Here is a 19,878-nt window from a genome sequence, read left to right as displayed (position 1 = left end):
GTTGTGGCGCGCCATCGCTCGTGAGCGGACCATAGACGAAGGCGCCGCCGCTTGTCACCAGCCGCAGGCCGGCGGACGACGCGGCCCAGGCGGCAAGGCCGGTGAATGACCCAAATGTTCTCCCAGATCGAGAAGCAGATTTTCAAGTCCTGGATCCAGTACGCCATCGAGCCGCGCATAGCCAAGCTGACCGGGCGCCAGATCCGCACCACCGGCCCGCGCATCGCGGTGATGGGCAATTGCCAGGCGTTCGGCGTCGCCTATGCGATGAAGGTCATGGACCCGAGCGCCACCGTCCATCATTTCTCGGCGATCGGGCATTCGCGCTTCGCCAATTTCGATCTCTTGGTCAAGACGCTCGAAACCTATGATTACGTCTTCTCCCACGAGTTCCTCTCGGGTCATTTGCGCGGGCCGGGAGATTCGGCCGAGCTGCGCCAGCGCCTGCCGCGCGTGACGCGGCTGCCGGCCGTGACCTTCGCGGCCTTTCATCCCGATCTCATTTACATCCAGGACCCCACGCAGCCGCTGCACGGCTTCATCTTCGGGCCGCTCGGCCCCTATCATTCGGCGATCGCCGTCTTCGGCTATCGGGCGGGCCTGTCGCTCGACGAGACGCGGGCGTTGTTCAACGAAAACGTCTTTCAGGCGGCGGGCTATCTCGACATCTGGAACGACGCGGCGCGCGAACTGCTCGAAACCACCAAGCGGGATTTCGACGTCGATCTCTCGACGGAGCTGATGAAGTGGTCGCGCCGCGGCGTCTTCATGTTCAGCCTCGTGCATCCCATGCATTACGTGCTCTTCGATATCGCGAAGATCATGTGGGAGAAGGTCGGGCTGAAGCCGCCGGCCACGGATTTCAGCTATTATCAGATCCACGATCTCGCCCGCGCCGAGATTTTTCCGGTCTATCCGCCGATCGCGAAACACTTCGGCGTGCAGGGCGGCTATCTGTTCAAGCTGCAAAATCACCATCTCGCCAATGACGTGGGCGATTTCCTCACGCTGCCGCAATATCTCGCGGCCTGTTTCCGCACCTATGAAAAAGAAGGCGCCGCGCGTCTCGGCAATCCGCGCGTCGACGCCTGGCTCGCCGACGAGAAGACGAAGAACCTGCTCGTCGGCCTCGCGCGGGAGAATCTGAAGGCGGGTCGCCTGCCGACGCTCTGAGGGGAGAGGCTTCGCCCTCTCCCTGCGAGCCGGGAGAGGGCTGAGGACGCCTTACGCCTCGACGCGCTCCATGTCCCCGGTGAAGGCGCAGATGCGCGGCGCAATGTCGCGGCGAAAGCGGGAGCCGTTGAAAACGCCGTAATGGCCGACGCCGTCCTGCAAGTGATGCGCCTTGCGCGCCGCCGGAATGCCGGCGCAGAGCTCTTGCGCGGCGAGCGTCTGGCCGACGCCGGAAATATCGTCCTTCTCGCCTTCGACAGTGAGCAGGGCCGTGCGGCGGATCGCCTTGAGGTCGACGAGTTCGCCGCGATGGCGCAGGAGCCCGAGCGGCACTTCGTGCCGGATGAATACGCGCTCGACCGTCTGGAGATAGAATTCGGCCGTCAGATCCATCACGGCGAGATATTCGTCGTAAAAGTCGCGGTGTTTCTCGGCCGAGTCGCCGTCGCCCTCGATCAGATGGTTGAACATCTCCATATGAGCCGTCACATGGCGCTCGATATTCATCGCCATGAAGCCCGAAAGCTGGAGGAAGCCCGGATAGACGTCGCGCCCCATGCCCGCATGAGGGAAGGGAACGGTGTGGATACAGTGGCGGCGGAACCACTCGATGCCGCGCTTCTCGGCGAGCTTGTTGACCGCGGTGGGATTGACGCGCGTATCGATCGGTCCGCCCATCAGGATCATGGATTGGGGGGCCGCCGGATCGTCGGCCGCCTCCATGGCGGCGATGGCGCAGATCAGGGGCACGGAGGCCTGACACACGCCAAGCGTGTGGACGGGCGTCCCGTCCTCGGCAAGGAAGCCCATCATCTCTTCGAGATAGTCGATGTAATCGTCGAGATCGAAACCGCCCTCGATGAGCGGCACGGTGCGCGCGTCCGCCCAGTCGGTGATATAGACGTCGTGGCTCGGCAGGAAGGCCTCGACCGTCCCGCGCAGCAGCGTGGCGTAATGGCCCGACATTGGCGCGACGATGAGAAGCTTCGATTGACGCGGCGCCTCGCCCTCGAACTGCCGCTTGAAATGCAGCAGGCCGCAGAAGGGCTTCATCCAGACATGCTCTTCGGCGATCTCGACCGTTACGCCGTCGACGACGGTCGAATCGAGGCCGAACATCGGCTTGCCGTAACGGCGCGTCATGCGCTCGAAGAGTTCGGCGGAGGCCGCGATGCTGCGGCCGAGCGAGGTGTGATAGAGCGGATTGAGGGGGCTCTTGATCGTGTGCAACAGGGCGTCAGTCGCCGCGCGCGCCGGCGCGAAGGCCAGATGCAGCATCTCGTAAACATGATAGGACATACGATCCATATTCAGAGCCTTTCCGCTACTCCTATGCTGCGCTGCACAAAAAATTTGTAGCCGAATTCTTCAAAAATGCAAAGTCCAGCGCCCGCGACATCGTCGCGCAGAAATGCAAACAGATTGAAGGCGTCCGGGGAAACAACCTATCTAGCGCCCGCCGCCGCGCCGGCGAACATCAGTAGCCAAAGCACGGCGGCCGACCCTTTGTAAATCATTAATCCGCGAAAAATATCCGCCGCTGTGGCCTCCCGCCGGCCACGCCCGAGCAGGGCGCCGTCCACCGTCGCGCCATGATAGGCGCGCGGGCCGCCAAGCGCGAGGCCGAGCGCGCCGGCCATGGCGGCCTCGGGCCAGCCGGCGTTGGGCGAGGCGTGTCGCGCGGCGTCGGCGCGGGCGGCGTCGAGCGCGCCCTTCGCCGAGGCGGCCGGGATCGCCGCGGCCGTCGCAACGATGAGGCCCGCCGCGACCCGCGCGGGCACGAGGTTGAGGAGATCGTCGCAGCGCGCCGCCGCCCAGCCGAAGGCGAGATGGCGGTCGGATTTGTGGCCGATCATGCTGTCGGCGGTGTTGACCGCCTTGTAGACGAGCGCGCCCGGCAAGCCGAAGAGGGCGAGAAACAGCGCGGGCGCGACGACGCCGTCGGAGAAATTCTCGGCGAGACTTTCGATCGCCGCGCGGGCGACGCCGGCCTCGTCGAGCGCGGCCACGTCGCGGCCGACGATCTTCGCGACCTCGCGGCGCCCCTCGTCGAGGCCGCGTGACAGCCCTTGCGCTACGGCCGCCACATGATCGTAAAGGCTTCTTTGAGCAAGGAGGCTCGAGGCGAGGAGCGCGGCGAGAAGCCAGCCCAAGGGCAGGGCCTCGCAGAGCCGCTCGATGACGACTCCCGCGGCGAGCGGGAGGGCGGCGACGAGCATCAGCGCCGCGGCGCCCTTGGCGCGTCGCCGGGCGAAGGTGTCGCTCTCACGGTTGAGCCGGCGGTCCAGCGCGCCGATGAGGGCGCCGATCCAGGTGACCGGATGGCCGATGCGCCGGAAGAGCGAATCGGGATAGCCCGCGCCCGCTTCGATCGCGAGCGCCGCCAGCGCAACGCCGAAACTCATGGGCGCGTATCGGCCGATATTTGGGGCGGGCGCTGCTCCCTCCCCGCAAGGGGGAGGGATTTGGCCCCCGCAATATCCGTCGTCGGCCTCCTCACCTCAGCGCCCGAACAGGCCGGTGATCGAGGCCTTGGCGAGCGCGTTCTGATTGATCGTGAAGCCGGCGATCGCCGTGCGGCCCTTGCCCGCGTCGCCGATCTTGTCGGTTTTCAGCGCATAGACGGTGATGACATAGCGATGCGGCTTGCCGGGCGGCGGGCACGGACCGCCGTAGGATCTGTCGCCGAAGTCATTTTCGAGATGATGCGCGCCGGGCGGCAGGTTCTTGCCGGAAGCGTCGCCGGCGCCCTGATTGAGTCTGCGCGCGTCCGGCGGAATATCCACGACGAGCCAGTGCCAGAAGCCCGCGCCGCCGGTCGGCGCGTCGGGATCGTGCATCAGCACGGCGAAGCTCTTCGTGCCGGCCGGCGGGTCGCTCCAGGTCAGTTCGGGAGAGAGATTGGCGCCCGTGCAGCCGAAGGAATCATAGACATGCTTCATGTCGATCCTCTGGCCGTCGGCGATGTCGGGGCTCCTGAGTTCGAAGGCCTGCGCGCCGGCGGCCTCGGCCGTCGCGAGCGTCATCATGGCGAAAAAGGATGTCAGGCTGCGATTCATGGGCCAAGCTCCTTCCTAGAAACGGGCGACCCTTTTAGCGGATCGCCGGCCCGGTGTCGCCGGGATGTCGCGGGGCGCGGGGACTTGCTACACATGGCGCATGACGGACGCGCCAAAAGATCGCTCCTTGCGCCGGGGCTGGACGACCGGCGCCTGCGCCACCGCCGCGACCCGCGCCGCCTTCGAGGCGCTGGTGACGGGCGCGCCGCCCCCCGATCCGGTCGAGATCGCGCTGCCCTCGGGCCGGCGCGTCGCCTTTGCGCTCGCCGAATTTGCGCGCGGACCCGATTTCGCGCGCGCGGGCGTGGTGAAGGACGCGGGCGACGATCCGGACGTGACCCATGGCGCCCTCGTGCGCGCCACGGTCCGCCGCGCCGCGCCGGGGACGGGCGTGTCCTTCCTCGCGGGGGAGGGCGTCGGCACGGTGACTCGGCCCGGCCTGCCGCTGGGGCCGGGCGAGCCCGCGATCAATCCCGTGCCGCGGCGCATGATGGCCGAGGCGATCGCGGAAGCCGCGCAAAAGCTCGGCGTCGAAGCCGACGCGAAGATCGAGATTTCGATTCCCCACGGCGCGGAGATGGCGAAGCATACGCTCAACGGGCGCCTCGGCATCGTCGGCGGCCTCTCCATCCTCGGCACGACCGGCGTCGTCACGCCTTTTTCCTGCGCCGCCTGGATCGACAGCATTCATCGGGGCGTCGATGTGGCGCGCGCGAGCGGGCTCGTCCATCTCGCGGCGACGACGGGCTCGACCTCGGAGGCCGCCGTGCAGAAGCTCTACGGTCTGCCTGACGCCGCGCTGATCGAAATGGGGGATTTCGTCGGCGGCTTTCTGAAATATCTGCGCACGCATCCTGTCGCGCGGGTCACGATCGGCGGCGGCTTCGCCAAGATGGCGAAGCTCGCGCAGGGCAGGCTCGATCTGCATTCGGGCCGCTCCACGCTCGATCTTGCGGAACTGGCGGAGACCGCGCGCGCGGCGGGCGCCGATGGAGAGACGCAGGCGCGCATCCGCCACGCCAATAGCGCGCTCGACGCGCTGCTGATCGCCCGCGCCGAAGGCGTCGATCTCGCGGCCCCGGTGGCGCGCTCCGCCTTCGCCACCGCGGCGCGCGCGCTCGGCGCCGCCTGCGAGAGCGAGCTTCAGATCATGGTCTTCGACCGGGAGGGCGGCCTCCTGGCGCAGACGCCTTTCAAGAGGGCCTGCGATGCCTGAGCCGAGAGGGGAAGCCGAAAACCCCCGCCTGACGTTCATTCTGGGCGGCGCGCGTTCGGGAAAGAGCGCCTATGCCGAAGGGCTGATCATGGCGCATCCGGGGCCGTGGTTCTACATCGCCACGGCGGAGGCGTTCGACGACGAGATGCGGGCGCGCATCGGCGCCCATCGCGCGCGGCGCGGCGGCGACTGGCGCACCATCGAGGCGCCGCAGGAGCTGCCGGCGGCGATCGTGGCGGCGCCGGCCGAGTCGCCGCTCATGGTCGATTGCCTGGCGATCTGGCTCTCCAACAGAATGTTCGCGGAAGCCGATCTCGCGGCCGACCGCGCCGCGCTGGCCGCCGCGCTGCTGGCCCGCCGTGCGCCGACGGTGGTCGTCTCGCCGGAGGTGGGTCTCTCGATCGTTCCCGAAAACGCGCTCGCCCGCGCCTTCCGCGACGCCGCCGGGCTGCTGCATCAGGAGGTGGCGCGGATCGCGGCGCATGTCGCGCTCGTGGTGGCGGGCTATCCGGTGAAGGTGAAGTAGGGCCTTTTTTCACTCCCCCTTGCGGCGTGGGCGGTTCTCGGTTTGGGCGCGTTTACGCCCCCGCCGCCTTCAGCCCCCGCTCCAGATCGGCGAGAATGTCGTCGATATGTTCGAGGCCAATTGAGAGGCGCACATAGCCGGGCGTCACGCCGCTGGCGAGCTGCGCCTCTTCGCCGAGCTGGGAATGCGTCGTCGTCGCCGGATGGATGGCGAGGCTGCGCGCGTCGCCGATATTGGCGACGTGGTAGAACATCTCCAGCGCGTCGATGAAGCGGCGGCCGGCCTCCAGTCCCCCTTTGAGCTCGAAGCCGATCAAGGCGCCATAGCCGCCCTTGAGATAGGCGTCGGCGCGCCGGCGGGCTTCCCCGCTCTGCTGCGAGGGATGGATGACCCGCGTCACTTCGCTGCGCTTCGCCAGGAAATCCGCGACCTTCTGCGCATTCTGCACATGGCGCTCCATGCGCAGCGTCACCGTCTCGATTCCCTGCAGGGTGAGGAAGGCGTTGAAGGGCGAGGGCGCGGCGCCGAGATCGCGCAGAAGCGTCGTGCGCGCCTTGATGATATAGGCGACGGGTCCGAGCGGCTTGACCGCCTCGACCCACACCGCGCCGTGATAGCTCGGATCGGGCGTATTCAGCGCCGGCTGGCGGGCGGGGAATTTCTCCCAGTCGAAATTGCCGCCGTCGATGATCGCGCCGCCGATCGAGGTGCCGTGGCCGCCGAGATATTTCGTCGTCGAATAGACGACGATGGCCGCGCCGTGATCGAGCGGGCGGGCGATGATCGGCGCCGCCGTATTGTCGACGATCAGCGGAATGCCGTATTCGCGGCCGATCGCCGCGACTTCGGCGATGGGAAAGACGGTGAGCTTGGGATTGGGGAGCGTCTCCGCATAATAGGCGCGCGTGCGGTCGTCCGTCGCACGGCGGAAGTTCTCCGGGTCCGCCGGATCGACGAAGCGCACCTCGATTCCCTGATCCTTCAGCGTATTGGCGAAGAGATTCCAGGTACCGCCGTAAAGATCGGTCGAGGAGACGACATTGTCGCCGACGCGCGCAAGGTTTTGCAGGGAGAAGGCCGAGGCCGCCTGTCCCGAGGACAGCGCCAGCGCCGCGACGCCGCCTTCGAGCGCGGCGAGCCGCGCCTCGAGCACGCCCGTCGTCGGGTTGCCGATGCGCGTGTAGATGTGGCCGAGCTCCTTCAGCGCGAAGAGATTGGCGGCGTGCTCCGTGTCGCGAAACTGATAGGACGTGGTCTGGAATATCGGCACGGCGACGGCGCCGGTCGCCTCGTCGGCGCGCCACCCCGCGTGCAGCGCAATCGTTTCCGCATGTTTCGAGTCGTGAGCCATGGCCAATCCTCCCGCTACAGGCAACTAAACGAAAAGCCGGCGCGAGGCGATATTTTCTTGCCGGCGCGACGGCCCCGCCCATCTAGCCGTTGGGGGCTTACCCGGCCCGCCGCCAAGGCGGCGGTCAGGAGCGAGAACCATGAAGAAAATTCTCGTGATCTCTGCTTTTCTGTCGGCAGGGGCCGTTGCGCCCGCGTGGGCGCTCGATCAGGGAGATCCCAATCCGCCGACCTTCGACGGGGGCCAGCCGGTCATGCCCAAGGAGGCGCAGCAGGGGCCCGGACTCCGCCAGGCCGAGGCCCGCGAGAGCGCCCCCGTCGAGGCGTCGGGCGTGATCCCCAAATCGACGATGACGCCCTCGCCCGGCGAAACCTCCGGGCCGGCGGTCGGCACGCATGTCGATCCGCCGACGGTGGTGCAGAAAGAAAATCCCGCCGCCCAGATGCAGGCGTCGCCCACGGGCCTCGCCGGGCCGAGTGGCACCGCCGCCGGCTCGCCCGGCATCGAGGGCAAGGCCGGCACGCAGGCGGGCAAGGAATGGCTGCCGCCGGAAGAGCTTCGCGGCAGGAAGCCTAGCAGCTGAGACGCGCCGCGCAGGCGAGCGCGAAGGCGTATTCCAATCCGGTGTCCTCCAGCGCCTCGAAACGTCCCGAGGCGCCGGAGTGGCCGGCCCCCATATGGGTGTGGAGCAGCACGGGCCCGCCGCCGGTCATGGTGGCCCGCAGCTTCGCGACCCATTTGAGCGGCTCCCAATAGGTCACGCGCGGGTCCGTGACGCCCGCGATCGACAGAATGGCCGGGTATCTCTGGGCGCGGATATTGTCATAGGGCGAATAGGACGCCAGACGGTCGTAGACCTTTTCGTCTTCGAGCGGATTGCCCCATTCGAGCCATTCCGGCGGCGTCAGGGGCAGATCGTCCCGCATCATCGTGTGAAGGACATCGACGAAGGGAACGCCGGCGATGACCCCGGCGAAAAGCTCGGGCGCCGCATTGGCGGCGACGCCCATCAGCAGGCCGCCGGCCGAGGCGCCCTGCGCCACGATCGCGCCGGCGCGCGTATATCCCGTCGCGACGAGATCGCGCGCCACGGTCATGAAGTCCGAAAAGGTGTGCGGCTTTCTGTCGAGCTTGCCGTCCTCGTACCAGCGCCAGCCCTTGTCGGTTCCGCCCCGCACATGGGCCAGCGCATAGACGAAGCCGCGATCCACGAGCGACAGCGCGTCCTCGTTGAAACTCGCGCCGAGTGAATGGCCATAGGCGCCGTAGCCATAGAGCAGGAGCGGCGCGCCGCCCCGGCCCGGCTCGAAATCCGCGCGATGCAGCAGCGTGACGGGAATCGTCTCGCCATCCGCGGCCGGCGCGAAAAGCCGGCGCGTAATATAATTTTTTGGATCGTGTCCGGAAGGAATTTCCTGCCGCTTGCGCAGCACGCGCTCGCGCGTCCGCATGTCGTAGTCGAAGGTTTCGTCCGGCGTCGTCATGGAGGAATAGGTGAAGCGCAGCCTGTCCGTGTCGAATTCGAGGCCGGGATCGAGGCCGAGCGCGTAAGCCTCTTCCCCGAAGGCGATGGCGTGCTCCTCGCCGCTCGTCAGATCGCGCACCATGATGCGCGGCAGCGAATTCTCGCGCGTCATCCAGACGAGCCAGTTTCGATAGACCGTGAAGGAGACGATCATCGCGCCGTCGCGATAGGGCGCGACATCGCGCCAGTTGGCGCGCTGCGGCGCATCGAGCGGCGCGACCGAGATGCGAAAATCCTCGGCCCCGTCCGCATTGTTGAGGATGTAGACGAGATCGCCGTGCGGCTCGACGTCGTAGCGCAGTCCCGGTTCCCGCGCGGCGACGCGCCGGGGCGGCGCCTCGGCGTCGGCGAGATCGACGAGCCAGCATTCAGAGGCGTCGTGCCCCCGAATGGCGACGACGGCGAAACGCCGGCAACGGCTTTCCTCGATGCCGATGAACCACGCGCCGTCGGGCTCCTCCAGAATCAGGCGATCCGTCGCCGGGTCGGCGCCGACCTCGTGACGAAAGACCTGCGCCGTGCGATGGTTCTCGTCGACGCGCACGTAATAGAAGGCCCTCGAGTCGGCGCTCCAGACGATGGAGCCCTCCGTATCGGTCACCACGTCGTCGCGGTCCCGCCCATCCGCGAGCGCGCGGGTGCGAATGGCGTAAAGCTCCGATCCGGCGGCGTCGACGCTCCAGGCGAGCTGCGCGTGATCGGGCGAATGGGCGGTCTCGCCAATGTCGAAGAAGTCGTGGCCCCTGGCGAGCGCCTCGCCGTCGAGCAGGATGGTCTCTTCCCCGCCGTCGCGCGGCATGCGGCAGGCGATGGGGTGCTCCGCGCCTTCGCGGAAGCGCCCGTAATAGGCGAAGGGACCATCGGGATCGGGAACGTCGGCGTCGTCCTCCTTGATGCGCCCGCGCATTTCGGCCACGAGGGTCTTGCGCAGCTCGGCGAGCGGCGCGACGGCTTGCGCGCAATAGGCGTTCTCCGCCTCGATCAGCGTCGCAATGTCCCGAGGAAGCTTTTTCGGGTCGCGCAGCACCTCGCGCCAGTTCTCGGCCGCAAGCCACGCGTAAGGATCGTCGAGGACGCGCCCATGCGTGGTCATGCGAAAGGCGCGCCGCTCCGCCACGGGGGGCGTCGCGCTCAGATCGAATGTCGCGTCGTCGATCTTTCGTGGCTCAGCCATTCTCTTTCCCGCCTGTCCTGCCGCCCGGAGGCTCGCGGGGCGCCTGCGAAAAGGGGCGACGCGCGCAAGCCTTTCTCAATATTTTCGTCGTTAGCCTTACCACCCGGGGCCTCGGATTTTCGAGCGGAAACCAAAATGAGCTTCCTCCATCCCCATGTGCGCGCGGGCCGGCCACGCCGTCTACACGGCAAGGGCCTTATCTTTTATCTTATTGAAAGAAAAGGCGCTGCGCCAGGGCTCCTGTTGGCGCGGCTGCTCCTCTCGGCCCTTGCGGGCGTCCTCGCCATCCACTTCTGGAGAAATCACCGGGGCTGAAATCCTCGCTGTTCCCTGCCGCTTCGGGCGCAGGAGGCGACCGAGACAAGTTCTTAAAAATGTCATAACGTCCGCCTTGGCCGCGTTCTTGAGTAGCGTTTGGCCAGGGAGAGTCCGAAGCCGCGCGGCCGGCTTCTAAAAACAAAAGAGACGTTATGTACAAGAGCACCAAGTTCATTTGCGCGGCTGGCGCATTCGCTGCGTTGTTCGTCGGATCGTCCGCTTTTGCGGAAACCGCCTGGAAGCCGCCGGCGGAGATCGCCCCCAAGGCCGCCGAGGCCGGCGCCGCATCCACGGACGCCCCGGCCGCCACCCCCGCCGCCGCGACCTCACAGGCTTCGCCTGCGGACAAGGAAAAGGCCTGCGCCGATCAGGCCAAGGAAAAGGGCCTGAAGGGCAAGGCGAAGAAGCAGTTCAAGGCCGAGTGCTTGAAATCCTGACGCGATGCGCTGGCCGCGACATTTGCGCGGCCGGCTGTCTTGTCTCGAACTCGCATCCGGGAAGGAAATGAAAGGGGCGGGCGCCGGCGCCCGCCCTTCGTTTTGCGCGGGCTAGTAAACCCGCTCGATGCAGAAGTCGACCACCTCGAGGAGCGCGTCCTTCCAGGGCGATGCGGGGAAGATTTCCATCGCGTCGCGGGCAATCGCGCCGTAATGGGCCGCGCGTTCGATCGTGTCGTCGAGCGCCTTGTGTTTTTTCATGAGTCCGCAGGCGGTCTCGACGTCGCCGTCGTTGATCTCGCCCTTCTCGAGCGTGCGCCGCCAGAACTCGCGCTCCTTCTCGCTGCCGCGCCGGAAGGCGAGCACGACGGGGAGGGTGATCTTGCCCTCGCGGAAATCGTCGCCGACATTCTTGCCGAGCTTGGCGGAGGAGCCGCCGTAATCCAGCGCGTCGTCGATGAGCTGGAAGGCGATGCCGAGATTCATGCCGTAGCTGCGCGCGGCTTCCTCGTCGACCCTGGGCTTGCCCGCGAGCATCACGCCGACCTCGGCGGCCGCCGCGAAGAGCTCGGCCGTCTTGCGGCGGATCACGCCCATATAGGCGTCTTCCGTCGTCGTGGTGTCCTTGGCGGCGTTGAGCTGGAGAATTTCGCCCTCGGCGATGACGGCCGCGGCCTGCGAGACCACGGTGAGCGGCGGCACCATGCCCGGCTCGACCATCATCTTGAAGGCGTGGCCGAGCAGGAAATCGCCGACGAGCACGCAGGTCTGGTTGCCCCAGAGCATCCGCGCCGCGATCTTGCCGCGCCGCATGCTGGACTCGTCCACGACGTCGTCGTGGAGAAGCGTCGCCGTATGCATGAATTCGATGCCGGCGGCGAATTTGAGATGGCCGTCGCCCTTGTAGCCGCACATGCCCGCCGTCGCGAGCACGAGCATCGGGCGCAGGCGTTTGCCGCCGGCGGAAATCAGATGGTTGGCGACCTCCGGGATCGTCGTGACGTCGGAGCCCGTTCGCTGGATGATGAGCTGATTGGTGCGCTCGAGGTCCGGGCGGATCAGGCTGAGCAGGCTGTCGAGGCCTGCGGCCTTTTTCTCTTCGAGCGGAATAACGATACCCACGGACCCCCCTACGGCCTTACCTCAATAACGGCGGGGCAATTTAGGGCTTTGCGTCGCTACCGGCAAGTCGAGCCTTCGATTGATCCTTCCGCTACAAAAAATAATCTGCTTCTGAACCATCTTGCCGGGTTGCGCTTGCGGCGCGCGCGTCGGGCATGTGACTGTCGCAAAACAATGAGCGACGGCGAAATCGACGGATTTCTCGAAGGACGGCTGCGACTGCGGCAGGGGCGGGGCCACCGCGCAGGCCATGACGCGGTCTTGCTCGCCTCCGCGACGCCTCCGGACGCCCGTGGTCTGATCCTCGACATCGGGGCCGGGGCCGGAGCCGTGGGGCTCATGGCCGCCCTGCACGCCCCCGCCGCCCAAGTCGGGCTGGTCGAGATCGATCGGCAGACCTGCGCGCTCGCGCGAGAGAACATCGAACGCAACGGCCTTGCGGCGCGCGTGACGGCGCATGAGGCCGACGTCGCCTCTGCGACGTCGCGCCGCGCAGCCGGGCTCGTCGACGAGCAGGCTGCGCTCATCCTCACCAATCCGCCGTTTCACGAACCGTCGCGCGTGCGTGTGACGCCGGACGCCGGCAAGGCCCGCGCCCATGTCGCCGCCGCGCCGCTCTCGGAATGGGTGCGCGGCGCGCTCGCGCTGCTCGCGCCGGGCGGGCGTTTTGCGATGATCCATCGCGCCGACGCGCTCGCCGATTGCCTCGCCGCCGTCGCCGGAAGGCTCGGCGGCGTTTCGGTTCTGCCGATCTACTCCCGCCCCGGCGCGCCTGCGACGCGCATCCTGCTACAGGGGACGAAGGGATCGAAAGCGCCGCTGGCGCTTCTGCCGCCGAAGGCAATCTGGGATCAATAGCGTAAGATCATGATTGTAATGGTTTTATTGCTATAGCTTGTCTTTTCTGCCGAATCGAATAGCTTAGCTTGCGATGGAGGGCGCTGCTCCCGCCCGAATGCAGGCGCCGTCTCGCCGTCCGGCGGCGGAGAAAGGGGCTCCTCTCCCGTCGTTCGGCGCCTCATCGGCTGGGCGGCGGGGTTTTTTGGAAGCATATGGTCGGTGAAAGCGCAGCCATGACTATTCTTCTCGTCGAAGGCGATGCGGAACTGCATCAATCTCTCGCCGGCCTCCTTTCATCGGCGGGGGTGGTCGCCGCGGTCTCGAACGCCAGAGAATGTCGAGAGCGGCTGGCGCGATCGACGTTCGACCTTGCCGTGCTCGATCTCAATCTGCCGGACGACAGCGGTTTTGCGATGGTCAGATATCTCCGGCGGACCACGCGCACCCGCATCATCGTCCACACGCATCGCGACACGCTGACAGACCGCGTCGAGGCCTATACCCAGGGCGCCGATCTCTTTCTGGTGAAGCCTGCGCCCGAGGCGGAGATGCTGGCCGCCGTCAAGTCCTTGCTGGGGCGGGAGCAGCCGTCGCCGGAGGCGGAGCCGGGGGGCTGGCTGCTCGATAAGGGTGGCGGCCTGCGTGGGCCCGGCGGGGAGACGATCCGCCTGGGCCACCGCCAGATCGCCTTCATGAAATGCCTCGCCCGGACGCCGGGCCAACCCGTCGGCAGAGATGAACTGCGCCGGGCCATCGGAATCGAGGAGACGGACGAAAGCGGCCGGGCGCTGGACATGTTCGTGCGCCGCCTGCGTAACAGCATCGAGGAGCAGGCCCACCAGAAGGCCCCCATTACGACGATCTATCGGCAGGGTTTCGCCTTCGATCCCGCGTCTTCACAGGCGACCGCGCAGGCGGATTGAGGCCAGGCCTCAGTGGCGCGCGCGCCCCCAATGGCGCGCCCCGCCGCTGATGGAGATGATCGCCCCTTGCCGGCGCACCATGGAATAAAGCTGCGCGGCATGTCCGGGTGAGAGCCGCACGCATCCATGCGAGACCGGGCGGCCGAGGGAGCCGGTGGCGTACGTCCCATGAATGGCGTAGCCGCCGTTGAAGAAGATGGAATGCGGCATCGGCGCATTGTCGTATTTGCTGGAGTAATGCATGGGTTGCAGCGCCTTGGCGGAGAAGACGCCGCGCGGCGTCCGGTAGCCGGGCCGCGCCGTCGAGACGGGCCAGACATAGCTGCCGCTCCCCGAATTGACATACATGCGCTGGCTGCCGAGATCGATGTGGACGCGAACTCGCGCCGCCGCGCTTTCTCCGCCTGCAATCGCGAAGAGCGAAACAAGAAGAAGGGCATTGATACGCAAAGCAGCCTCCCGCGCGGATGAGCGTCAACCCAAGAGGCATATATGCGCCGCCTCGCGGCTATCCATCGCCGCGGGGTAAAAACCGCGCAGGGACAAGACGCTCCTACATGCGCGCGACCACCACCAGCCGGCGAATGTCGCCGCGCTTATAGGCCTGAAGGAAGGCGTTGTAGTCGCGGAAGGAGACGCAGCCGTTGGAGTCGCCGTTCGGCCCGAGCATATAGGTGTGGGCAAGGAGACCCGCGCGGCCGTATATCGAATCACCGCCGATCGGCGTCAGGCGCAGGGCCTCGACGCCATGAAACAGCGCCTCGCGCGGCGTCAGGGCATAAACGGTCGGAGGCGTCGGACCGCGCATGCGCACATGCACGTAGCGCGGATCGTCGAGATATTCGCGAAGGCCAGAATGGGCTTCGAGCCTGGTGCCGTCCGGCATGTAAACCGTGTGCGCCGAAATGTCGTAGACGGCGGTGCCGGCTCCCGCGCGCGGCGCCGGGCCGACGGCGGCAGATTGCGCCGGGGCCGCGGGCGCGGCGGGGCTCGTGACGCCGCCAAAAAGACCGCCGGTCGATTCCGGCGCGGCATAGGCCAAGACCTGAGCAGAGCCCTGAGCAGGAGCCTGCTGCGGGCGGCGCGCGTTGCGGCCGGTTTGCGCCGGCTCGGGCGGGGCGGCGGGTTGTTGGCTGGCGCCGGCGCCGCCGAAAATCTTCTCGAAGAAGCTGCGGGTGTCGGCTGACGCCGGCGCGGGGGCGGGTTCGGCGAGCGCGGCCTGCCGCTGCGGCGCGGGCGCCAGGCGGCTCGCAAGCGCCTTGAGATCGGCGGGCCGGCGGGGCGGCAGTGGCGTCGTCTCATCGTTAGGGGAGACGCTTTCCGCCTCCGCCGATTCGAGGTTCGCTTCGAGATTCGGGTCGAGCTTCGCCTCCGGCTCCAGAGCCACGGGCTCCACTTTCGCGGCGAGCGCGGCCGTCGTGTCGGCTGTCTGCGCAGGCGCGGCGGCCGTGCGGGCCCAGGGCCCAAGGCCCACGATCATCCGACCGTAAGGGTTGGCGGCAGGCGCCTCCGTCCGCGCCAGCGTGTCAGCCGCGACCGGCCCTTTTTGCCGATGGACATGCCAGCCGATCAGCAGGCTCGACGACAGCGCGACGCTTCCGAGCGCCACATAGGCGACGAAGCGGCCGCGATCTCGTGACAGGAAGCCATGTAAAATCTGGGGTTTCGTCAACATCCGCCCTCGGAAAATGATCGGGTGGCGCGCTCGCGCTGCGACCGGCGGCGTCACGAATCACGGGGTCGGCCGGGTCGAGCGGACGCGCAAGAACGCCGCAGCAACACTCTGGAAAAGCATAGCGGCCTTGCTTGGGCTCGATTGAGGCGAATTCTTGGCTGTGCGTGGACAGCTTCGCACAAGGCGTCAGCCCGCCATAGACATAAGAAACCGTGTGAATGCAGAGACTTGGCACAGGATTGTCTGTCCCGAAATGAGGCGCCCGACAAAAAAACGCGCCGATCCTGCGAGACCGGCGCGCTCGGTGGACGGGGCGGCTCCTCTCCTAGAGGTGCGCGACCACGGCGAGGCGGCGAATGTCGCCGCGCTTATAGGCCTGAAGAAAGGCGTTGTAGTCGCGGAAGGAGACGCAGCCGTTGGAGTCGCCGTTCGGCCCGAGCATATAGGTATGCGCGAGGAGTCCGGCTCGCCCGTAGATGGCGCCGCCGCCGCCGACAGGATTGAGGCGCAGCGCCTCGACGCCATGGAACAGGGCTTCGCGGGGGGTGAGCGTATAGATATGCGGCGGCGTCGGGCCGCGCATGCGGAGATGCACATAGCGCGGGTCGTCGAGATGCTCGCGCAGGCCCGAATGCGCCTCCAGCCTCGAGCCGTCCGGCATGTAAACCACCCGGGCGGAGATGTCGTAGACCGCCGTATAGCGGTCGAAGCGCGCGGCGGGATTGGTGGGCGCGACGGCGCTGCGCAATCCGCCGAACAGCCCGCCCGTGTCGGCGGGCGTGGCGGCATAGGCCATGACCTCGCGATTCGGCCGGCCGGTCGTCAACGCCGCCGCAGCCTGGGGCGCGCCGCCAAAGAGGCGCTCGAAGAAGCTGCGGCCATCCGAGGGCGCGGCGGGAACGGTCGTGGAGCCTGCCGCCCGCGCCATCTGGCGCGCAGGACTACGCGGCTCGTCCCGCGCGAGAGAGACGGGCTGCTCCTTCGGGGGCTCGGGCTTGAGCGCGGCGGAAAGTTCCGGCGGGCGTCGTGGCGGCGTCGGCGCCTCGAGGCTCGCCAGCTCCGGCGCTGGCGCGGGCGGCGCGTCGGCGTCAGTTCGGAGGTCGACGGGGCGCGCGGGCGGCTCGGGCGCCTGCGCCGCCCGCCATGCGCCTTCGGCCGGTTTTGGCCCGGCCTCGGCGCGCGAGACGAAGAAATCATAGAACCGCGCGCGGGCGCTGCGTGGCGCAAAGGCTTGCGGCGCATGGGCGCCAATGCCGGAGACGAGGGAGCCGCGCAGGCCGAGATCGGCGGGGGCCAGTTCGGCGGTCTCGCGCGCCGGCTCGGCCGGTCCGGCGGGCTCCTCCGGGAGCGAGAACAAAAAGCCGCCGGTCAGCAGGCAGAGGGCTACGCCGCCGACCGCCGGGACGATCTTGTGCGCCCGACGGGGGGCGCGAACGCGGGGATACGACACATGGTTACGCATGGGCTAACGCTAGCGCCCATGGCTTTCGGAATGGTTTCCGAGGGCTTTCCCGGCAACTTCGAGTTTGGCTCAAATTGGAACGGCCCCGGCCATTGACCGCGGGCCGCGGCGACCGTAACTGCTTCTTCGCCGCGACAGGATGCCTGCATGACCGCCACCGCCGACGATCTCTCCCCCACGCGCTCCTTCCAGGGCCTGATTCTCACGCTCCAGAATTTCTGGGCGGCGCAAGGCTGCGTCATTTTGCAGCCCTATGACATGGAGATGGGCGCGGGCACCTTCCATCCGGCGACGACGCTGCGCGCGCTCGGCCCGAGGCCCTGGCGGGCCGCCTATGCGCAGCCGTGCCGGCGTCCCAAGGACGGGCGCTATGGCGAGAACCCCAACCGCGTGCAGCATTATTACCAGTTCCAGGTGATCCTCAAACCGTCGCCGGCCAATCTTCAGGAGCTCTATCTCGCCTCGCTCGCCGCGATCGGCCTGGATGCGGCGGTCCATGACATCCGATTCGTCGAGGACGACTGGGAAAGCCCCACGCTCGGCGCCTGGGGGCTCGGCTGGGAATGCTGGTGCGACGGCATGGAGGTCTCGCAGTTCACCTATTTCCAGCAGGTTGCGGGCTTCGAATGCGCGCCGGTCGCGGGCGAACTCACCTATGGGCTGGAGCGGCTCGCCTGCTATCTGCAAGGCGTCGACAGCATCATGGAGCTGAATTTCAACGGCCGCGACGGCGCGGAAAAAGTCACCTATGGCGACGTCTTCCTGCAGGCCGAGCAGGAATATTCGCGCCATAATTTCGAGGCCGCCGACACGGCGAAGCTCTTCGAGGACTTTCGGGACGCGGAAGCCGAGTGCCGGCGCCTGCTCGATTTCGGCGCGGGCTCGGGCGATGAGCGGCATCTCATGGCGCTGCCCGCCTACGACCAGTGCATCAAGGCGAGCCACGCCTTCAATCTGCTCGACGCGCGCGGGGTGATTTCCGTCACCGAGCGGCAAAGCTACATCCTGCGGGTGCGCGAGCTCGCCAAGGCCTGCGGGGCCGCCTGGCTGCGCACGGCGGGCGGCGGCGCCAACGGCTGACGGCCGCCGGGGCGCGGAAAAAGCTCAGTAACGAATTTGAGATGTCCATATCGAGACCCGCGTCGGCGCTAGCCGGCGCGGGCGCCTTGCTGCGCCCAGTGACAGGCGCGAACCACGCCGGCCCGCGACAAAATCAAAAAAAATTGTCTCGCCGATGAAACTATCGTAGAAGTTGTGCGCCTTATGGCAAAGTTCACGCTTGCGTTGCTCGAATCGCACCCCATCTCCAGAGGAGTTCAAGCGGGAGCGTAGTGGCGCAGGGTGCGCGTTGGCGCACAGCCTCCGGGCTGGGCGTCATGCAAAGAGAGGCAAGACAGGCTGCGCCAGTACGGCCGCAGCCCAGTGCGGCGGGGGGAGCGCCCGCCGGGTCTTTCCGGGAACGCGAGGTCGCAGTCCTTGACTGTGTACATCGTTTGTTCTAGTAAAGTTCTTGTTTCGCTCTGTTTGGCAGGGTGTCATGCGTCGGGACCATAATTTTTCGCCATTAATGATGCGCCGGCCATCGCATGGCCTGTCGCCACGCGGTCAGGAACTCGATTCGCTCGCAGAAGCGAATCTCCTCCAGGGCCGCTTCTTCTCCTGGCGTGGCGTATCGGGACGCCGTTACGTCTGCTCCATCTTCCAGCGAGGCGAGGAAGGTTTCGTCTCCGAAGTGGAAAGCGCGGTCGTCGTCGGCGTGGCCCGTGAGGGCCTTGCGCGGCGCCCGCTCTGCGTCTTTTCGACGCGGGAGCCCGGGGCGAGGCCGCCACTCGCTTCCCTCGCCCACGAACTCGGCGTTTCCGAGTGGCATGTCCATTTCTGCGCCGGAGACGAAACGGCGCGCGATCTTTCGGGCTCGCTTCTCAATTGAAGCGGCTTCCGAATCAACGGGGCGCATAGACGCCCCGGACAACAGGGGCCCGGTCCTGACCGTAATGGATCGGAACGCCCCGGCTGAGTCAGCGTGTGGTCGCGTCCGAGTGACTTGTCGTCAAATAGTCGTTGCGTGAGCCGAGTAATCGTTGCGTTGGCGTTGAGTCGAGTTTCCGGTTTGCGTGGCGTGGGGCAGGCGTGGCGTGGCGTGGCGTGGCGTGGCGTGAGCGTAGCGTTTGTAGGCGTCGGGCGTCCGCGTGGCGTTGTGCGTCTGATTGCGCGTTGGATGAGTGCTCTAGCAGCCGGGGCTTGCCCCGGCCTTTTTTTCCTACGGTCTGTCAGACATCCTGTCCGGCCTGTCCGGCGGCAGGGCTCATCCGGCAGGACGAGCGGTCGAGACGTCGGACGACTTCCTCGAGTTCCGGGTCGTGAATGTCGAGTTGCAGCAGGTGCTCGTAGGTGTTGCGCACATAGGCCGGATTGTCGCCGTTGAGGCCCACGCCTTCCGCGACGAGGCGGGTCATCTCATCGACAGGCAGGCGGCCGGCGTATTGATGATGGCTGCGGTCGACGACATAGGCCAGGGCGTTGACGCAGCCGCCCTCGGCAAATCGCACACCGATCGTCTTTTCGAGATAGACGGAAGTCACGAGCTCGCGTTCGCGCAGGTAGTGGATCGTGCTGTCGCGGTCGCGCGCCGCGACGCGAAAGGCCACGCCCTGGCAGGACCCGCCCCGGTCGAGCCCGAGAACAAGCCCCGGCCGCTCGGGCGTGCCCCTGTGGACGTGGGAGAAAATGCAAAGAGACCGATGATAGCCGTGAACCCAGGCGAGGGCGCTCTCGACGAAGTCGAAGCCCGGCCGCCACATCAGCGAGCCATAGGCGAAAACCCAGAGATCCTCGTCGCGGGAATGCGTCGCCAGCAAACCTGACCTCATCCGAGCTTTTCAGCTCCAGCGGCCGAACGCTGCGCCCGGCACATCGCAGTTTATCAATTCGCAGTTTTTCAATTCGCCTCTCGCAATGCAACAGGAAAGAGGCGCGTTCGCTTGAAACGGCTCGCCGAGCCTGCCGCCTCCACTGGATGCTTCCACAAGATATTGTCGGCCGTTTCTTGCCTTCCCCATGCTTTTGTGGCGCTCTTG

Annotated in this window: 19 protein-coding genes; 9 read left to right on the top strand and 10 right to left on the bottom strand. The window is 66.9% G+C overall.

All coding sequences use genetic code 11. From position 1 onward, the window contains the following. Positions 1 to 105 precede the first annotated feature (105 nt). Positions 106 to 1,173, top strand: a complete 1,068-nt coding sequence (locus WOC76_RS17110) for a WcbI family polysaccharide biosynthesis putative acetyltransferase (protein ID WP_341105143.1) — start codon at positions 106 to 108, stop codon at positions 1,171 to 1,173. Between the two features lie 51 nt (positions 1,174 to 1,224). On the opposite strand, the gene WOC76_RS17105 is transcribed toward WOC76_RS17110, so the two are convergent. The 3 genes from WOC76_RS17105 to WOC76_RS17095 all read right to left on the bottom strand — a co-directional run bounded on the left by WOC76_RS17105 (position 1,225) and on the right by WOC76_RS17095 (position 4,232). Continuing rightward, positions 1,225 to 2,481, bottom strand: a complete 1,257-nt coding sequence (locus WOC76_RS17105) for a polyhydroxyalkanoate depolymerase (protein WP_341105145.1) — start codon at positions 2,479 to 2,481, stop codon at positions 1,225 to 1,227. 137 nt (positions 2,482 to 2,618) lie between these two features. Further along, a complete protein-coding gene (cbiB, locus tag WOC76_RS17100) occupies positions 2,619 to 3,578 on the bottom strand; it encodes an adenosylcobinamide-phosphate synthase CbiB (RefSeq protein WP_341105147.1) in 960 nt (319 codons plus the stop codon). 96 nt (positions 3,579 to 3,674) lie between these two features. Then, the gene (locus WOC76_RS17095; protein WP_341105149.1) at positions 3,675 to 4,232 is read right to left on the bottom strand and encodes a YbhB/YbcL family Raf kinase inhibitor-like protein; all 558 of its coding nucleotides are present in this window, start codon (positions 4,230 to 4,232) and stop codon (positions 3,675 to 3,677) included. Between the two features lie 100 nt (positions 4,233 to 4,332). Between WOC76_RS17095 and WOC76_RS17090 the strand changes: the two genes are divergently transcribed. Both WOC76_RS17090 and cobU read left to right on the top strand, forming a co-directional pair. Next, complete coding sequence (locus WOC76_RS17090; RefSeq protein WP_341105151.1) at positions 4,333 to 5,448, top strand: cobalt-precorrin-5B (C(1))-methyltransferase; 1,116 nt, start codon at positions 4,333 to 4,335, stop codon at positions 5,446 to 5,448. Continuing rightward, positions 5,441 to 5,974 (top strand): bifunctional adenosylcobinamide kinase/adenosylcobinamide-phosphate guanylyltransferase, encoded by a 534-nt coding sequence (gene cobU, locus WOC76_RS17085; RefSeq protein ID WP_341105153.1) that lies wholly within the window; start codon positions 5,441 to 5,443, stop codon positions 5,972 to 5,974. The genes WOC76_RS17090 and cobU overlap by 8 nt, the downstream gene beginning before the upstream one ends. A 52-nt stretch (positions 5,975 to 6,026) precedes the next feature. Here the strand turns inward: cobU and WOC76_RS17080 are convergent, their stop codons facing one another. Continuing rightward, complete coding sequence (locus WOC76_RS17080; RefSeq protein WP_341389124.1) at positions 6,027 to 7,325, bottom strand: O-acetylhomoserine aminocarboxypropyltransferase/cysteine synthase family protein; 1,299 nt, start codon at positions 7,323 to 7,325, stop codon at positions 6,027 to 6,029. Between the two features lie 139 nt (positions 7,326 to 7,464). Here WOC76_RS17080 and WOC76_RS17075 point away from each other — a divergent pair, with 139 nt between their 5' ends. Continuing rightward, entirely contained in the window at positions 7,465 to 7,908 is a 444-nt protein-coding gene (locus WOC76_RS17075) for a hypothetical protein (protein ID WP_341105155.1), read from the top strand. On the opposite strand, the gene WOC76_RS17070 is transcribed toward WOC76_RS17075, so the two are convergent. Then, positions 7,898 to 10,024 carry a S9 family peptidase gene (locus WOC76_RS17070; RefSeq protein WP_341105158.1) on the bottom strand — a complete coding sequence of 709 codons (2,127 nt, stop codon included), beginning with the start codon at positions 10,022 to 10,024 and terminating at the stop codon, positions 7,898 to 7,900. The two genes, WOC76_RS17075 and WOC76_RS17070, sit on opposite strands and share 11 nt — an antisense overlap. Positions 10,025 to 10,494: 470 nt before the next feature. Between WOC76_RS17070 and WOC76_RS17065 the strand changes: the two genes are divergently transcribed. Next, a complete protein-coding gene (locus WOC76_RS17065; protein WP_341105160.1) occupies positions 10,495 to 10,779 on the top strand; it encodes a PsiF family protein in 285 nt (94 codons plus the stop codon). Between the two features lie 111 nt (positions 10,780 to 10,890). Here WOC76_RS17065 and WOC76_RS17060 read toward each other — a convergent pair whose 3' ends face one another. After that, the gene (locus tag WOC76_RS17060) at positions 10,891 to 11,901 is read right to left on the bottom strand and encodes a polyprenyl synthetase family protein (RefSeq protein ID WP_341105162.1); all 1,011 of its coding nucleotides are present in this window, start codon (positions 11,899 to 11,901) and stop codon (positions 10,891 to 10,893) included. Between the two features lie 174 nt (positions 11,902 to 12,075). Between WOC76_RS17060 and WOC76_RS17055 the strand changes: the two genes are divergently transcribed. Then, positions 12,076 to 12,759, top strand: a complete 684-nt coding sequence (locus WOC76_RS17055; protein ID WP_341105165.1) for a tRNA1(Val) (adenine(37)-N6)-methyltransferase — start codon at positions 12,076 to 12,078, stop codon at positions 12,757 to 12,759. A 215-nt stretch (positions 12,760 to 12,974) separates the two neighbouring features. Continuing rightward, a complete protein-coding gene (locus tag WOC76_RS17050; RefSeq protein WP_341389117.1) occupies positions 12,975 to 13,664 on the top strand; it encodes a response regulator transcription factor in 690 nt (229 codons plus the stop codon). 9 nt (positions 13,665 to 13,673) lie between these two features. Here the strand turns inward: WOC76_RS17050 and WOC76_RS17045 are convergent, their stop codons facing one another. From WOC76_RS17045 to WOC76_RS17035, 3 genes are all read right to left on the bottom strand, one after another. Further along, positions 13,674 to 14,114 (bottom strand): L,D-transpeptidase, encoded by a 441-nt coding sequence (locus tag WOC76_RS17045; RefSeq protein ID WP_341105168.1) that lies wholly within the window; start codon positions 14,112 to 14,114, stop codon positions 13,674 to 13,676. Positions 14,115 to 14,217: 103 nt separating this feature from the next. After that, on the bottom strand, positions 14,218 to 15,339 hold the full coding sequence (locus WOC76_RS17040) for a DUF2778 domain-containing protein (protein ID WP_341105170.1): 1,122 nt from the start codon (positions 15,337 to 15,339) through the stop codon (positions 14,218 to 14,220). Between the two features lie 325 nt (positions 15,340 to 15,664). Next, entirely contained in the window at positions 15,665 to 16,801 is a 1,137-nt protein-coding gene (locus tag WOC76_RS17035) for a tlde1 domain-containing protein (RefSeq protein WP_341105171.1), read from the bottom strand. 147 nt (positions 16,802 to 16,948) lie between these two features. Here WOC76_RS17035 and WOC76_RS17030 point away from each other — a divergent pair, with 147 nt between their 5' ends. Together WOC76_RS17030 and WOC76_RS17025 are read left to right on the top strand one after the other, a co-directional pair. After that, complete coding sequence (locus WOC76_RS17030) at positions 16,949 to 17,881, top strand: glycine--tRNA ligase subunit alpha (RefSeq protein WP_341105173.1); 933 nt, start codon at positions 16,949 to 16,951, stop codon at positions 17,879 to 17,881. Positions 17,882 to 18,338: 457 nt separating this feature from the next. Continuing rightward, on the top strand, positions 18,339 to 18,731 hold the full coding sequence (locus WOC76_RS17025; protein WP_341431511.1) for a hypothetical protein: 393 nt from the start codon (positions 18,339 to 18,341) through the stop codon (positions 18,729 to 18,731). A gap of 340 nt (positions 18,732 to 19,071) precedes the next feature. On the opposite strand, the gene WOC76_RS17020 is transcribed toward WOC76_RS17025, so the two are convergent. Further along, the gene (locus WOC76_RS17020) at positions 19,072 to 19,671 is read right to left on the bottom strand and encodes a gamma-glutamylcyclotransferase (RefSeq protein ID WP_341105177.1); all 600 of its coding nucleotides are present in this window, start codon (positions 19,669 to 19,671) and stop codon (positions 19,072 to 19,074) included. Positions 19,672 to 19,878: the final 207 nt, after the last annotated feature.

The organism is Methylocystis sp. IM3 (genome assembly GCF_038070105.1).
In the GTDB taxonomy this organism is placed as follows: domain Bacteria; phylum Pseudomonadota; class Alphaproteobacteria; order Rhizobiales; family Beijerinckiaceae; genus Methylocystis.
This window is presented reverse-complemented; position numbering and strand designations above follow the sequence as displayed.